Source organism: Amycolatopsis circi (assembly GCF_003385235.1).
Classification (GTDB): domain Bacteria; phylum Actinomycetota; class Actinomycetes; order Mycobacteriales; family Pseudonocardiaceae; genus Amycolatopsis; species Amycolatopsis circi.
The window spans coordinates 23,645-38,008 of record NZ_PQIA01000055.1 but is presented as its reverse complement, the minus strand read 5'-3'; the positions used below and the strand labels follow the sequence as shown (position 1 = coordinate 38,008).

Genomic DNA, 14,364 nt, shown 5'->3' with positions numbered 1-14,364 from the left:
TCACGAAGCCACCCGCCGGCGCGCTCGCGGGTCCGGGTTCGGCACCGCGTCCAGCAGGGTCCGCGTGTACTCGTGCTCCGGCGCGCGGAACAGCCGCTCCGCCGGGGCCAGCTCCACCACCTGCCCGGCACGCATCACCGCCACCCGGTCCGCGATCTGCTGCACCACCGCCAGGTTGTGCGACACGAACAAGTACGTCAGCCCGAGCCGGCTCTGCAGGTCCGCGAGCAGATCAAGGACCTGCGCCTGCACCGAGACGTCCAGCGCGCTCGTCGGTTCGTCCAGCACCACCAGCCGCGGCCGCACCGCCAGCGCCCGCGCCACCGAGATGCGCTGCCGCTGCCCGCCGGAGAACTCGTGCGGGTAGCGGTCCTGCATCTGCGGCGAGAGCCCGACCGCGGAGAGCACTTCGCCGACGCGTCCGCGCAGCTTCGCCCGGCCGGCCCGGCCGCGCATCCCGCGTTCGTGCGTCACCAGCGGTTCGGCCACCACGTCGGTGATCCGCCATCGCGGATTCATGCTGGAGTACGGATCCTGCAGCACCACCTGCATCTCCCGGCGCACCTTCCGCAGCTGCGCGGCAGGCAACGCGAACAGGTCCGCGCCGTCGAAGCGCACCGAGCCGGCGCTCGGGTCTTCCAGCCGCAGCAGCAGCCGGGTCAGCGTGGTCTTCCCGGAGCCGGATTCCCCCACCACAGCCAAGGTTTCCCCGGCGTGCACGTCGAGGTCCACACCGTCCACCGCGGCCAGCCCGCCGTACTCCTTGCGCAGGCCCCGCATCTCCACCAGGTTCGTCATACCCGCTCCAGTTTCGGCGTGGCGCGCAGCAATTCGCGCGTGTACTCCTCCTGCGGCTGCTCGAACACCGGCACCACGTCACCGGTCTCCACCACCTGACCCGACCGCAGCACCACGACCCGGTCGGCGACCTCGGCGACGACGCCCAGGTCGTGCGTGATCAGCACGATCGCCATGCCGTGCTTGCGCTGCAGGTCCACCAGCAGATCGAGGATCCGCGCCTGGACGGTCACGTCGAGCGCGGTCGTCGGCTCGTCCGCGATCAGCACGCGCGGCCGTCCGACGAGGGCCATCGCGATCATCACGCGCTGCCGCAGACCGCCGGACAGCTGGTGCGGATACTGGTCCGCGCGGCGCTCGGGGTCGGGAATCCCGGCCTCCCGCAACGCTTCCACTGCCGCCGCGCGGGCCCGCGCCCGTGTCGCGCCCTGGTGCCGCCGCAGCACCTCGGCGACTTGCGCGCCGACGCGCTTGACCGGGTTCAGGCTGGTCATCGGGTCCTGGAAGACCATCGCGACGTCGTTGCCGCGGATCCGCCGGAGTTCTTTCTCCGGCAGGCGAAGCACGTCGCGTCCGTCGAGGCGCACCTCTCCCCCGGCGTACACGCACGGCGGTTCCGGGTTGAGCCGCAGCACCGACAGCGCAGTCGCGGTCTTGCCGCTGCCCGATTCCCCCACCACGGCAAGGGTTTCGCCGGCTTCCACGGCGAAACTCACGCCGTCGGCGGCCACCACGGTCCCGGTCGCGAGGCGGAATTCGATCCGCAGGTCGTCGATCTCCAGCAGGGCGCTCATGAGCGGTACGCCTTCGGGTCCGCGACGTCGCGCAGGACGTCGCCGGTCAGGTTGACAGACAGCGCGGTGAGCATCAGCGCCAGCCCCGGGAACACCGCGACCCACCACGAGGTGCCCAGGTACAGCTGGCCGTCGCTGAGCATGCCGCCCCAGGTCACGGTCTGTTTCGGCACGCCGAGGCCGAGGTAGCTCAGCGAAGCCTCGGCCACGATCGCGGCTGCGACGTGCAGCGTGCCGATGGTCACCAGCGGGGCCAGCACGTTCGGCAGCAGGTGCCGGCGCATGATGGTGCCGCCGCGCACGCCGATCGCCCGCGCCTCGGTGACGAACTCCCTGGTGCGCAAGGAAAGCACCGCGGACCGGATGACCCGGGCGTAGGACACCCAGCCGGTGAAGCCGAGCACCAGCACGACGTACCACAGCCCGGAGCCGAGGAAGCCGACGATGGCGAGCGCGAGCAGGATCGACGGAAACGCGAGCTGGATGTCGGCGATCCGCATGAGGATCCGGTCGAACCAGCCGCCGAGGTACCCGGCGATCAGCCCGATCGCCGCGCCGACGACCCCGGCCAGCAGCGCCGCGCACGCGCCCACGAGCAGCGAAACGCGTGCGCCGTAAAAGAGCCGGGACAGGATGTCGCGGCCGAGCTGGTCGGTGCCGAGCAGGTGGGAGGACGTGCCGCCGTGCGCCCAGGCGGGCGGATTGAGCCGCACCAGGAGGTTCTGCGCGGCCGGGTCGTACGGTGCGATCAGCGGCGCGAAGACCGCGACGAGCACCATCACCGCGAGAACGGTGATCGCGACGACGCCCAGCTTGTTGCGCAGCACCGCGCGCACCACGCTGGGCCGGGCGGTCGGGACAACTGCGGTCACGGCGGTCATGAGGTCACCCGCACCCTCGGGTCGAGCAGCGTGTAGGACAGGTCGACGAGCAGGTTCACGACGACGAACGTGGCCGCGAAGAACAGCACCGCCGCTTGCACGAGAGGGAAATCGCGATTCTGGATGGCCTCGACGGTCAGCCGGCCGAGGCCGGGCCAGGAGAACACCTGCTCGGTGAGGATCGCGCCGCCGAGCAGGGTGCCGACCTCGAGCCCGACCACGGTGACCACCGGCAGCGCGGCGTTGCGCAGGCCGTGCGAGAGGACGACTCCGCCGGTGCCGAGGCCTTTCGCCCGGGCGGTGCGGATGAAGTCCGAGCCGAGCACGTCGATCAGCGACGACCGCAGCAGCCGGGCGATCACCGCGACCGAGTACACCGCGAGCGTGACCGCGGGCAGGACCAGGTGTTCCAGCCCGCCGTACCCGGACGCGGGAAGCACTTGCCACTGCACGGCGAACACCAGGATCAGCAGGATGCCGACCCAGAACGCGGGCGTCGACTGTCCGATGAGGACACCGGTCATCACGCCGGTGTCGCCGGCGCGGCCCCGCCTCGTCGCCGCGTAGGTGCCCGCCGGGACGGCGATCAGAAGCGCGACCAGCAATGCGGCCCCGGCGAGTTCGAGCGTCGCCGGCACGCGGGAGAACAGGACCTCCGAGACCGGCTGGTCGTAGACCAGCGACGTGCCCAGCCGCAGGCGCGGCAGCCCGCCGAGGTAGCCGAGGTACTGGGTCAGCAGCGGCCGGTCCAGGCCGAGGCTCGCCCGCAGGGTCGCCTCCTGGTGCGCGGTCGCGTCCGGCGGCAGGATCAGCTTCACCGGGTCGCCGGAGAGCCGGACGAGGAAGAACGCCGCGGTGGCCACGAAAAACAGCACGATGACGGCGGTGACCACCTTGGCCGCGACCGCGCGCAGCACACCGGTCCCGGCCGCGGCCGGACGAGGGACGGAGACGGCCGGGGCGGTCACGAGGCCACCTGCGCCCGGGCCATCGCGAGCAGGCCGACGACGCCCGGCTGCCACCGCGGCCGCGTGTTGACCGCGTAGACGGTGTCGATCTGGTACAGGAACACGAACGGCGCCTCCTGGTTCAGAAGATGCTGGAGGCCGGTGAACGCCCGCTGCCGGTCGGCGGGCGCGAGCGACTGCTCCTCGGCGTCCACGAGCCGGTCGGCTTCGGGGTTGCGCCATCGGCTCTGCCTGCGGTCGTGGCGGACGTTGGACTGCACGAGGCTTTCCGCGTCGAGCGTCCAGCCAGTGCTCGCGGCGAGGTAGATCGGGCCGAGCGCGCCGCGGTTGTTCGAGGTCAGGCGGCTGCTGTAGGTGCCGGCGTCCACCAGTTCGACTCGGGCGCGCACCCCTGCGCGCGCGAGCAGGCCGGAGATCGCCTCGGCGGTGTTGGCGTCGGCGGTCTGCGCGGTGAGCGTGGTGTCGAAGCCGTCCGGGAAGCCGGCCTCGGCGAGAAGCCGTTTCGCGAGGTCGACGTCGCGGGTGTACGGCTGGATCGACGGATCGAAACCGAACGATTCACGCGGGAACATCGTCGGCACCTCGCGCGCCTTGCCGTCGAGCACCGCTTTGATCAGCAGCGGCACGTCGACGGCGTGGTTGAGCGCCCGGCGGACGCGCACGTCGCGAAGCGGGCCAGCGGTGGTGTCGAGCGAAAGGTACGACGTGCGGATGCCCGGGCAGTGCCGGATCTCGACGCCGCGGTAGCCCTGGATCTGCAGCGCGGCGTCCGGGGTCAGGTTCGCGACGATGTCAACCTGGTCGCTCTGCAGCGACGCCAGCGCCGACGACGGGTCCGGCATCGGCAGGAACACGAGCTCGTCGAGCGCGGGTTTCCCGCCCCAATACGAGGGATTCGCGCGCATCCGCATCTGATGGTCACGCTGGAACTCGGCGAACGTGAACGGTCCGGTGCCGACCGGATGCTTCGCGAAGCCCGCGTTGCCGACCTGCCGAAGATAGTCCGGCGGCACAACGACCCCGCCGAACAGCGACACCTTCGCCGGCAGAATCGGGTCCGGCTCGCTGAGGTGCAGATCGACGGTCAGGTCGTCGACGACCGTCGCCTTCTTGACGTAGCGCAGCTCGACGATCGGCGATTTCGTCGCCGGGTCCAGCAGCCGCTGCACGCTGAACGCGACCGCGTGCGCGTCACAGGGCTCGCCGTTGTGGAAGCGCACGCCGGGCCGCAGCCGGAACCGCCAGGTCAGCCGGTCGAGGGAGGACCAGGACAGCGCGAGACCGGGCGCGAGCTGGTTGTCCGCTCCCCGCGTGGTGAGCGTGTCGAAGATGTTGATCAGAACGTTCATCGAGGTCAGATCGCCCTGTTTCTGCGGGTCCAGCGTCTTCGGGTCGGCCGTCTGGGCGACGCGCAGCACGCGGCCGGGGCTGCCCGTCGCCGTGCCGCACGCGGTGAGCGCGGCGGGCAGGGCGAGCGCGGGCAGCGTCAGCCCGGCCAGCCGGAGCGCGGTGCGGCGAGACAGGCGGTGAGGTGGGGCCACGGGTCTTCCTTTCCGTGGGATGACATCTCATTCCGTCAGATGGAACGCGATTGCGCTAAGGTAGGCGGCGTGAAGAACGCTGTCAACGGTCCGTCCGGCACCGGACGGACCGAGCCCCGCGGTGCCGTCGACAAGGCCCTCGAGGTCCTCGCCGCGCTGTCGCGACCGGGTGGTCCGCACCGGCTCGCCGACCTCGCCGAGGCCTGCGACCTGCCGAAACCGACCACGCACCGGATGCTGCAGACGTTCGCCGATGCGGGCTTCGCGGTCGGGCTCGGCGGCGGCCGGTACGCCGTCGGACCGCGGCTGCTGGGAATGTCGGCGGCGGTGCTCGCGGCACGTCCGGCGATCCGGCCGATCCTCGCCGACCTGCGGCGGCGGACCGGGCACACCGTCCACTACGCAGTGCGGCACGCGGACCTGGCGGTGTACGTGGACAAGCTCGAACCGGACCAGGCGTACCGGCTCAACACCCGGCCCGGCGGCGAGGCCCCGCTCTACTGCACCGGAGTCGGCCGCGCGATCCTTTCCCGGCTGTCGCCTCAAGAAGTCGCGACCGTGCTCGACGCCGCGCCGCTGCGTGCCCGCACGCCGAAAACAGTCACGGATCCGGCGGAAATCCGGGCATCTCTGACCACTGTGGACACTCTCGGGTACCTCGTCGACGACGAGCAGCACGAGCAGCACGTCCGTTGTGTCGCCGCTCCCGTGCTTGCCGCGGACGGACAAGTGGCTGGCGCGGTCAGCGTGGCCGGGTTGACGTTCACCTTGCCGCCCGACAGCTACCCGACGCTCGGCCCGCTCGTCGCCGAAGCGGCGAACCGGATTTCGGCGGCGCTGAGCAGCTCGCCGGTCCGATTGGTGCCCGATGAAGACTGACTTGGCGCGGATGCTGGCGCGCGGCCGGGAAAATCGCGTCTACTCCGCCGCCGCGTGGTCAGTCGGCACCGCGGACGGCGTGCTCGACCGGGGCATGCTCGGCACGCAGTGGTGGGACGGCCCCGCCGTCGCCGCCAACAGCCGATGGGATCTCGCTTCGGTGACCAAACCGGTCGTCGGGATTGTCGTCGGCGCGCTCGCCGACCGCGGCTTGTTGTCCTTCGACGACCCCGTTTCCCGGTTCCTGCCGTCGCACTCCGCCGAGATCACGGTCCGGCAGCTGCTGACGCACACGTCCGGGCTTCCGGGCGGAACTCCGTTGTGGCGCACTCATTCCACCCGTGCGGACCTGCTCGAAGCCATCCGCGTCGGACCGCGTCGCGCGGACGGACAGGTTGAATACTCGTCGCAGGGCTTCATCCTGCTCGGCCTGGTCGCCGAAGCCGCCGGACGCGCCCCTCTGGACCAGCTCGTTGCCGACCTGGTCAGCACGCCCGCCGGCCTCGCCGCGACCGGCTTCGGGCCGGTCCCGGACGCCGTCGCCACCGAGGAATGCCCATGGCGCGGACACGTCGTCCGCGGCGAGGTGCACGACGAGAACGCCGTGGTGCTGGGCGGAATCTGCGGCCACGCCGGGCTGTTTTCCACCCTGTCCGATATGGAACGCTGGGCGCAGCTTCTCGCCTCGGGGGCCGCACCCCTGCTCAAACCCGGGACGCACGCGGAGATGATCGCCTGTCAGACGCCCGGGCTGAATCTGCGCCGCGGCCTCGCCTGGCAGTGCCTGGACGTGCCCGGCTCCCCAGTGGGCACCGAGCTGGCGCCGGATTCCTACGGGCACACGGGATTCACCGGAACCAGTGTGTGGTTCGAACCCGGCCGGGGCCGGTACTACGTTCTCCTCACCAACCGCGTTCACCCCACCCGCACGACGACCGGAATCGAAACGGTACGCCGAGATTTCCACTCCGCAGCTGTGCGGCTATAGGGCGGCTCCCAGGCAGGGCCGCCGGATGGCGCACCGGCTCCGGCCGCGATTGCCGCACTCGGCCGAGCACCACCCGTGGCCTGATGGTCATGGCGTATGCCATGGCGGGATGCCTCGTCTCTCTCTCCCCGCCGCTGCTGTCATGGTTCGGGCCGCGCAGACTTCCCGCACATTCGGCAGGTACAGCGCCGTCCCGCCGAACTCGCCCCGGACGGACAGGCAGGCCAGCAGTTCGCGCCGCCAGCCCGGGAACCCGCTCGGGCCGTCGCACCCGACCGCGAGCGTCCAGCGACCGCGTTCTCCGTGCCAACAGGTCGCGCACAGTTCGACGGGAAAGCATGTGCTCGTGACGCCCGAACGCGCCAGATCCCAGGCGATGAACGGGTGCCGCGCGCTCCCTACCGCCCGTGGCTGCTGAGAAGTAGCAAGTTCCGGGGCCGCCGCGACGGCCGTGCCGGTGGGGAACGTGCACAGCCGCACCGCCGTGCGGCGTCCGCGAATGCTCCGTTTCATCAGTGAGTTACGAACATGAACATTTACGGGGTGCACGAGCTTCTGGTCACCTGGTCCTGAGCGTCCGTTGAGGAGTACCCGGCGGTTCTGTGGCGACCGGCGCCAGCAGTGCCGGTCACGCGAGTTCGCGTTTGAGGATCTTGCCCGTGGCGGTCATCGGCAGCGCGTCGACGATCTCGACGATCCGCGGGTACTTGTATGCGGCCATCCGTTGCTTGCCCCAGGCGATCAGCGCTTCGGAGCTGACCTCCGCGCCGGGTTTCGGGATCACGAACGCCTTCACCTCTTCGCCGTGGCTTTCGTGCGGCACGCCGACGACCGCGGCGAGGCTGATCTCCGGGTGGGTCAGCAGGACCTCCTCGATCTCGCGCGGGTAGACGTTGAAGCCGCCTCGGATGATCATGTCCTTGGAACGGTCGACGATGTAGTAGAAGCCTTCCTCGTCGCGGCGGGCCAGGTCGCCGGTGCGGAACCAGCCGTCCTTGATCGCCGCGGCGGTCGCCTCGGGCCGGTGGTAGTAGCCCTTCATGACGTTGTGACCCTTGACCGCGAGTTCGCCGATTTCGCCGGTCTCGGTCACCTCCGACCAGTCGGGGCCGATCAGCTTGACCTCGACGCCCCAGATCGGGACGCCGATCGAACCGGGACGCGGTTCGCGGCTGCGGTCGGAGAAGGTCACGACCGGCGAGGTTTCGGAGAGGCCATAGCCTTCGAGGACCTGGATGCCGAGTTTTTCCTTGACCTGGCCGAGTATTTCGACCGGCAGCGCGGCGCCGCCGGAAACGCCGATGCGCAGGTTGCGGGCGATGCGCTCCACGTCGACGTCGCCGCCGAGAGCGCCGAGCAGGCCCCACCACATGGTCGGGACACCGGCGAAGAAGGTGATCTCCTCGGTGTTCATCAGCTGCACGACCTGCTTCGCGTCAAAGCGCGGCACGAGGTGAAGCGTCGCGGCCATCGAGAAACCAGCGTGCATCTGCACCGTGGCACCGAAGGTGTGGAACAGCGGCAAACAGAGAAGGTGGCTGTCGGCGGCCGGGACGCTCTCGAACATCCGGTTGCAGGCGACGACGTTCATCATCGTGTTCGCGTGCGACAGCTCAGCGCCCTTCGGCTGGCCCGTCGTGCCTGAGGTGTACAGGATGACGGCGGTGTCGGTCGCTTCGGTGGCCACCGAGTCGAAGACTGGCGACATGCCCGTCAGTTCGGCGTCCAGGGTCTGGGCGCCCTCGATCGGTGAAGACGCGGACGGGTCCGCCGTGATCAGGAAGAAGTTCTCGCAGGTTTCGACCTCGCCGAAGGCCTTCCAGCCCACTTCTCCGATGGCGAGTTCGGGCGTGTCCTGGAAGCAGAAGTACGCCTTCGCGCCGGAATCGCGCAGGTGATAAGCGACCTCGCGAGACTTGAGCAGGATGTTCAGCGGTACGACGACCGCGCCCGCCTTGAGCGCGCCGTAGTAGACGATCGGGAACCGCGGCAGGTTCGGGCAGCTCAGCGCCACCTTGTCGCCGGGACGGATCCCGCGCCGCACCAGCAGGTTGGCGACCTGGTTCGCGGCCGCGTCGACCTCGCCGTAGGTCAGCCGCAGCGGGCCGAGGACCAGCGCGGCACGGTCCGGGTGCGTGCGGGCGGAGTCCTCGAGGAGAACCGACAAGTTCAGCATGGGCCTCTTCCGAAGGTTCGGGCCGCGGGGGCGAATCCCCGCGGCCCGGCGACGAGTGCGGGTCAGACGTAGATGGACTTGAGCTCGAGGTGGGCGGCGAGCGCCTCGGGACCGAGGTCGCGGCCGCCGCCGCTGGCCTTGACGCCGCCGAACGGCGCGGCGATGTCCGGCAGGTAGCGGTTGACGCCGATCGTTCCGGTGCGCACCCGGCGGGCGACCGCTTGGCCGCGCGCGGGATCCGACGTCCACACGGACCCGCCGAGACCGTACTCGGAGTCGTTGGCGATGCGCACCGCGTCGTCCTCGTCGTCGTAGGCGATCACCGACAGCACCGGGCCGAAGATCTCCTCTCGCGCGATGGTCGAGGAATTGTCCACGTCGGCGAAGACCGTCGGCTCGACGAACCAGCCCTTCGCCAGCCCGGCCGGACGGCCGCCGCCCGCGGTGACGCGGCCGCCTTCGGCCTTGCCCTTGGCGATGTAGCCCTCGACCCGGTCGCGGTGGGCCGCTGTGGCCATCGGCCCGACCTGGGTCACCGGGTCCAGTGCGTCGCCGACGGTCATCGAGCCCGCCAACGTCGAGATCGCGTCTACTACTTCGTCGTACCGCGACCTCGGGGCGAGGATGCGGCTGCTGAGGAAACAGGTCTGGCCGTTGTTGATGAAACAGGCCGCGAACAGCGACTCCCCGATCGCGGCCAGGTCGAGGTCGACGTCGTCGAGGAACACCGCGGCGGACTTGCCGCCCAGCTCCAGCGTGACCGGGCGCAGCAGCCGCCCGCACACCTCGCCGATGGAGCGGCCCGCCGCGGTCGAGCCGGTGAAGGTGACCTTGTCGACGCCCGGGTGGGAGACGAGGTACGCCCCGATTTCGCGACCGGCGGGCACGATGTTCACGGCACCGGGCGGGAGTCCCGCGGCCTTGGCCGCTTCGGCGAAAAGACAGGAGTCCAGCACGGTTTCCGGCGACGGTTTGAGCACGAGCGTGCATCCCGCCGCGAGAGCGGGCCCGACCTTCCACGCGGTCAATGCCTGCGGGAAGTTCCACGGGACGATGGCCGCGACGACGCCCATCGGGCTGCGCTGGACGAGCGTGTCGCCTGCTCCCAGGAAACCGGCGCGATGCTCCAGTTCCTCGGTGGTCGCCGCGAGGCCGGCGTAGTACCGGATCACCGCGGAGGGGTAGTTGACCTCGAACTGGCTGGACAGCCCGAGCGGCATGCCGTTCTGGCTCGACACGGCGGCGGCGATGTCCTTCTGCCGGGCGTCGAGTTCGTCGGCGAGCCGGTTCATGGCTTCGGCCCGCTGATGCGCGGTGAATCCGCCCCAGCCGCCGGGGTCGGCGAAGGACCGACGGGCCGCCGCGACCGCGGCGTCGACGTCCGCGCGGGTCCCCTCGGGCACCCGGCCGATGACCTCTTCGGTGCTCGCGTTGACGACGGTGATCGTGTCGTTTCCTTGCCCGGCAACGAATTCACCGCCGATGAACAGCGTGTCGTGCGTGTGGACCACGAGGTGCTCCCTTTCTGCGTTTCTCGGAGATCGGCGGCGGCGCGACGGGCGTCAGCGAAACCCCAGGATCTCGTCCGCGGCGCGGCGGCCCGAGCGGATGGCGCCGTCCATGTAGCCGTTCCAGACGGCTGCGGTTTCCGCTCCCGCCCAGTGGATGCGTCCTTGCGGGGCGGCGAGCGCGGGGCCGTACTGGGTCCAGGCGCCGGCCGCGAGCCGTCCGCCGTAGCAGCCGCGGGTGAATTCCTCGGCGTTCCAGTCCTGTTCGAGAACGTCGAACGGGTGCGCCGCCTTCGGCCCGAAGTACTTCACGAGGTTGCCGAGCACCAGCTCGCGGCGCTCCTCGAAGCTCAGTTCGCAGGCGGCGCGGGCGTAGGCGCCCTCGAGAAAACCGACGAGCACCCCGCACGAGGCGTCGGGCGGGCTGTTGTCCATGACGACGTTGAACTCGTCGTCCAGGCTCACCGCGAATCCGCTCAGCCCGTCCTCGCGCCAGAACGGCGTGTCGTAGCCGATCTGGAACTTGATGACCGAGCCCGCGGGCATCTGCTGGGTGAGCCCGTCGCGCAGCGGCGGCATCGCGGGGACGTACCGGATCCGGCCGGCCAACGTCGTCGGGACGGCGACGACCACGTGCCCGGCGGTGACGCTGCCGCCCTCGTAGTCGACGACCACGCCGGTCTCGTCCTGGCGGATGGTCCGGACCACGGCGCCGAGCCGGACGCGGTCGCCCAGTTCGGCGGCGATCCGCTCGGAAATCCGGTGGGTGCCGCCGACGACGCGGGTCTGCTGGGCGCCGCCGGCGACGGCGACGAGCGTCTCCAGGCTGGTGCCGGATTTGAGGTAGAAAAGGAAGTGCAGCAAGGACAATTCCGGGGATTCCGCGGAGAACAGGGCAGGCACCAGGAACCGGAAGAAGCGGCGCGCGATGTCGTTCTCGGTGTTCGCGACCAGCCAGCCGTCCAGGGTCTGCCGATCCAGGTCTTCGGCGCCCTCGGTCTCCCACGGCGTCTCGACCGGGACCGCCGAGGCCAGGATCTCCAGTTGCTCCCAGAGCCGGAGCACCTCGGCGGCATGCTCGTCGGGCAGGCCGAAAATGCTGCCGTCGTCGTCGGCGTAGCGGAGGACGTCCCCGTCGATCACCGTCAGAGCCAGGCCGGTGTCGTGCGTCGGGAAGGTCTCCAGGCCGAATTCCTTGATGAGTTCGAGCACCGCGTCCTGCGTCGGGCCGACCCATTGGCCGCCCATCTCCACCGGAACCCCGTTGCTGAGGAAACCGCCGAGGTTCCTCCCGGCGACCCGGTCGCGGGCCTCCAGCACGGTCACGGACTTCCCGGCGGCGGCCAGCTCGCGAGCGGCGCTCAGGCCGGCCAGTCCCGCGCCCACGACCACCACGTCGACGTCATGCATCTCAGACACCTCCACACCCATTCAGTCGACCGACTGAATAGCGAGAGAGTAGGCCGCGCCCTTGGATGGCGCAAGACTGCGCGCGGGAGATTCGTGCGCTCGACCGAAACCGGCGGGGAAGCTCAGGCCTCCGCGGCGGCGGCGGCCGGGCGCACCCCGGCCAGCGAAGTGAGCATCTGGATCAGGCTGTCGAGGTCCTCGCGCGAGCGGGATTCATTGGGGTCGCACACGTGCTGCAGGATCAGCCCGTCGCATCCGGCGAGCATGACGCGGGCGAGCCGGCCGAACGGCACCGCGCAGGTCTCCCCCGCGTTGTGCGCCGCCTCCTGGCACCACTCGGCGATGATGCTCGCGTAGCGTTCGTACTGCCAGCGGGCCAGGCTTTCGTGCCCCGCCGTGCGCAGGGAGTAGATCGTCAGCTCGTACTGCATGAGCTGGAGGCCCTGGTGGCCGGACACCAGCTTGGCCCAGAACGCGGTCAGCCCCTGGCGGATCGCGTGCTCCAGGCCGCCGCCCGTCTCCGCGGACGCCTTGATCACCTGGGCGATCTCGCCGACCACGTCTTCGATCACGGCGCGCAGCAGCAGTTCCTTGGACGGGAACACGTACTGCATCGTGCCGAGGGGGACTCCGGCCTCGGCGGCGACGGCGCGCAGGGAGGTCTTCGCGACCCCGTCGCGGGCGAGGACGCTGCGCGCGGCGGCGACCAGCTGCGGGCGGCGAACCGATGCCTCGACGTGCGCCATGGAACGACCCCTCCCGTTCAGTCGGACGACAGAAATGTTGCCACAGGCCTTGCCGAGGCGTCGTCACCGGCTTATGGTCAGCAGCCAACAAAGTCAGTCAGTCGCGTGACTTGATCCTAGCCGATGTTTCCCGATCCCGGCTCGGGACGTGAGCGAGCTGACCCCAAGGTCCACAAGAGAGGGGACCGTCATGTCCTCGCACGACTCCGCCAGCCCCCGCGAAGGACACCTCGCCTCCGGTGCCATGAGCACTGCTGACATCGTGTTCTTCGTCCTGGCCGGCGTGGCGCCGATGGGCGCGGTGGTGGCCCTGCTCTCGCTGGCTGTCGCGCTGGGAAACGGTCCGGGAGTTCCGGGCAGCTATCTGATCGCGGGCGCCGCGTTGGCGTTGTTCAGCGCCGGGTACGTCCGCATGAGCCGCCGGATCACCAACGTGGGCGGCTTCTACACCTTCGCGCGTGAGGGACTGGGCCGGCGGGCGGGCGGCGCCACGGCGTATATCGCGCTGGTGGCCTACAACGTCGCCACGATCGGCGTGTTCGGCGGCCTCGCCTACTTCGGCAGTCAGGTTCTCGGGCAGTTCGGAATCGCGGCGCCGTGGCCGGTGTGCGGACTGGTCGCGGTCGCGATGGTGGCCGTGCTGGCGTATTTCGAGGTCACGATGAGCGCGAAGGTGCTCGGGGTCGCGCTGGCCGCCGAGGTGCTGGTCCTGCTGGGCTTCGACGTGGCGACGCTGGTCGAGCACGGGTTCCACGGCTTCTCGCTGCGGGTGTTCGCGCCGAGCGTCGTGCTCGGCGGCGGATTCGGCGTCAGCCTGATGTTCGCGTTCGGCTCGTTCGTCGGCTTCGAGGCCACCGCGCTTTACGGCGAGGAAGCCCGCAATCCGCGACGCTCCGTGCCCCGGGCGACCTACGTCTCGCTGGCGATCATCACCGTTTTCTACCTGTGCACCACGTGGGCCGCGATCTCGGCGGCCGGGACCGACCAAGCGCAGCGCACCGCCAAGGCGGACCCGTCGAATTTCGTCTTCAACGCCGCGGCGGGCCTGCTCGGCAAGGGTTACGCCGATCTCATGGGGATCCTGGTCGTGACCAGCCTGTTCGCCGCGTTCCTCGCCTTCCACTGCAACACCGCCCGCTACCACGTGGCGCTGGCCAGGGACGGCCTGCTCCCCCGCTCCCTGGCGAAAATCCACCCCCGGCACGGCTCCCCGGCGACGGCCAGCGCCTGGCAGCTCGGCCTGCTCGCCGCGACGACCATCGGCTTCACGCTCGCGGGCCAGGACCCGTATCTGGGCATGGGAGTCAGCCTCTACGGGCTCGGCGTGCTCGGCATCGTCCTGCTGCAGGCCGTGGCCGCCGCCTCGATCGTCGGATTCTTCCTCCGCCGCCGGGAACAGGAGTCGATCTGGGGCGCCGTCGTGGCCCCGGCGCTCGGCTGCGCCGGACTCGTCGGCGGACTGGTCGTGATGGTCGTCAACTATCCGACCCTGACCGGAAGCGACCTCACCTGGGTCAACTCCCTCCCCTGGGCCTTGCCGGCCGCCGCCGTGATCGGCGCCGTGGCGGCAGGCCGCCGGACAGTCGTTCCGGCCTCCGCGGAAAAGCGCGAGGGAACGGCGTCCGGCAACGGTCCCCGATAACCGGCAGTGCGTAAAACTCGACGAGGAGGAAGC

12 protein-coding genes are annotated in these 14,364 nt (G+C 70.2%); 3 read left to right on the top strand and 9 right to left on the bottom strand.

Annotated features, from left to right (window positions below):
- From D0D37_RS48490 to D0D37_RS23230, 5 genes are read right to left on the bottom strand one after another with little or no spacing between them, the layout of a single operon-like run.
- Positions 1-798, bottom strand: a complete 798-nt coding sequence (locus tag D0D37_RS48490) for an ATP-binding cassette domain-containing protein (RefSeq protein ID WP_116202682.1) — start codon at positions 796-798, stop codon at positions 1-3.
- Entirely contained in the window at positions 795-1,592 is a 798-nt protein-coding gene (locus tag D0D37_RS23245; RefSeq protein WP_116202681.1) for an ATP-binding cassette domain-containing protein, read from the bottom strand. The genes D0D37_RS48490 and D0D37_RS23245 overlap by 4 nt, the downstream gene beginning before the upstream one ends.
- Entirely contained in the window at positions 1,589-2,473 is an 885-nt protein-coding gene (locus tag D0D37_RS23240) for an ABC transporter permease (RefSeq protein ID WP_116202680.1), read from the bottom strand. The genes D0D37_RS23245 and D0D37_RS23240 overlap by 4 nt, the downstream gene beginning before the upstream one ends.
- Positions 2,470-3,441 carry an ABC transporter permease gene (locus D0D37_RS23235; RefSeq protein ID WP_116202679.1) on the bottom strand — a complete coding sequence of 324 codons (972 nt, stop codon included), beginning with the start codon at positions 3,439-3,441 and terminating at the stop codon, positions 2,470-2,472. The genes D0D37_RS23240 and D0D37_RS23235 overlap by 4 nt, the downstream gene beginning before the upstream one ends.
- On the bottom strand, positions 3,438-4,982 hold the full coding sequence (locus D0D37_RS23230; RefSeq protein ID WP_116202678.1) for an ABC transporter substrate-binding protein: 1,545 nt from the start codon (positions 4,980-4,982) through the stop codon (positions 3,438-3,440). The genes D0D37_RS23235 and D0D37_RS23230 overlap by 4 nt, the downstream gene beginning before the upstream one ends.
- Positions 4,983-5,051: 69 nt before the next feature.
- Between D0D37_RS23230 and D0D37_RS23225 the strand changes: the two genes are divergently transcribed.
- Both D0D37_RS23225 and D0D37_RS23220 read left to right on the top strand, forming a co-directional pair.
- Positions 5,052-5,861: an IclR family transcriptional regulator gene (locus D0D37_RS23225; protein ID WP_116202677.1), complete on the top strand. Its 810-nt coding sequence runs from the start codon at positions 5,052-5,054 to the stop codon at positions 5,859-5,861.
- A complete protein-coding gene (locus D0D37_RS23220) occupies positions 5,851-6,849 on the top strand; it encodes a serine hydrolase domain-containing protein (RefSeq protein ID WP_116202676.1) in 999 nt (332 codons plus the stop codon). The genes D0D37_RS23225 and D0D37_RS23220 overlap by 11 nt, the downstream gene beginning before the upstream one ends.
- A gap of 628 nt (positions 6,850-7,477) precedes the next feature.
- Here D0D37_RS23220 and D0D37_RS23215 read toward each other — a convergent pair.
- From D0D37_RS23215 to D0D37_RS23200, 4 genes are all read right to left on the bottom strand, one after another.
- Complete coding sequence (locus D0D37_RS23215) at positions 7,478-9,025, bottom strand: long-chain-fatty-acid--CoA ligase (protein WP_116202675.1); 1,548 nt, start codon at positions 9,023-9,025, stop codon at positions 7,478-7,480.
- Between the two features lie 62 nt (positions 9,026-9,087).
- Positions 9,088-10,536, bottom strand: coding sequence for an aldehyde dehydrogenase (locus D0D37_RS23210; protein ID WP_116202674.1), 1,449 nt, complete (start codon positions 10,534-10,536; stop codon positions 9,088-9,090).
- 51 nt (positions 10,537-10,587) lie between these two features.
- Entirely contained in the window at positions 10,588-11,943 is a 1,356-nt protein-coding gene (locus D0D37_RS23205; protein WP_116202673.1) for a flavin monoamine oxidase family protein, read from the bottom strand.
- A 122-nt stretch (positions 11,944-12,065) separates the two neighbouring features.
- Positions 12,066-12,689 (bottom strand): TetR/AcrR family transcriptional regulator, encoded by a 624-nt coding sequence (locus D0D37_RS23200; protein ID WP_116202672.1) that lies wholly within the window; start codon positions 12,687-12,689, stop codon positions 12,066-12,068.
- A gap of 244 nt (positions 12,690-12,933) precedes the next feature.
- Here D0D37_RS23200 and D0D37_RS23195 point away from each other — a divergent pair, with 244 nt between their 5' ends.
- Positions 12,934-14,331 (top strand): APC family permease, encoded by a 1,398-nt coding sequence (locus tag D0D37_RS23195; protein WP_162834414.1) that lies wholly within the window; start codon positions 12,934-12,936, stop codon positions 14,329-14,331.
- Positions 14,332-14,364 lie beyond the last annotated feature (33 nt).

Excerpts from the sequence above, each read along its gene's own strand:
- D0D37_RS23205 (WP_116202673.1), bottom strand. The coding sequence starts at position 11,943 with ATGCATGACGTCGACGTGGTGGTCGTGGGCGCGGGACTGGCCGGCCTG.
- D0D37_RS23245 (WP_116202681.1), bottom strand. The coding sequence starts at position 1,592 with ATGAGCGCCCTGCTGGAGATCGACGACCTGCGGATCGAATTCCGCCTC.
- D0D37_RS23215 (WP_116202675.1), bottom strand. The coding sequence starts at position 9,025 with ATGCTGAACTTGTCGGTTCTCCTCGAGGACTCCGCCCGCACGCACCCG.
- D0D37_RS23195 (WP_162834414.1), top strand. The coding sequence starts at position 12,934 with ATGAGCACTGCTGACATCGTGTTCTTCGTCCTGGCCGGCGTGGCGCCG.
- D0D37_RS48490 (WP_116202682.1), bottom strand. The coding sequence starts at position 798 with ATGACGAACCTGGTGGAGATGCGGGGCCTGCGCAAGGAGTACGGCGGG.
- D0D37_RS23240 (WP_116202680.1), bottom strand. The coding sequence starts at position 2,473 with ATGACCGCCGTGACCGCAGTTGTCCCGACCGCCCGGCCCAGCGTGGTG.
- D0D37_RS23220 (WP_116202676.1), top strand. The coding sequence starts at position 5,851 with ATGAAGACTGACTTGGCGCGGATGCTGGCGCGCGGCCGGGAAAATCGC.
- D0D37_RS23200 (WP_116202672.1), bottom strand. The coding sequence starts at position 12,689 with ATGGCGCACGTCGAGGCATCGGTTCGCCGCCCGCAGCTGGTCGCCGCC.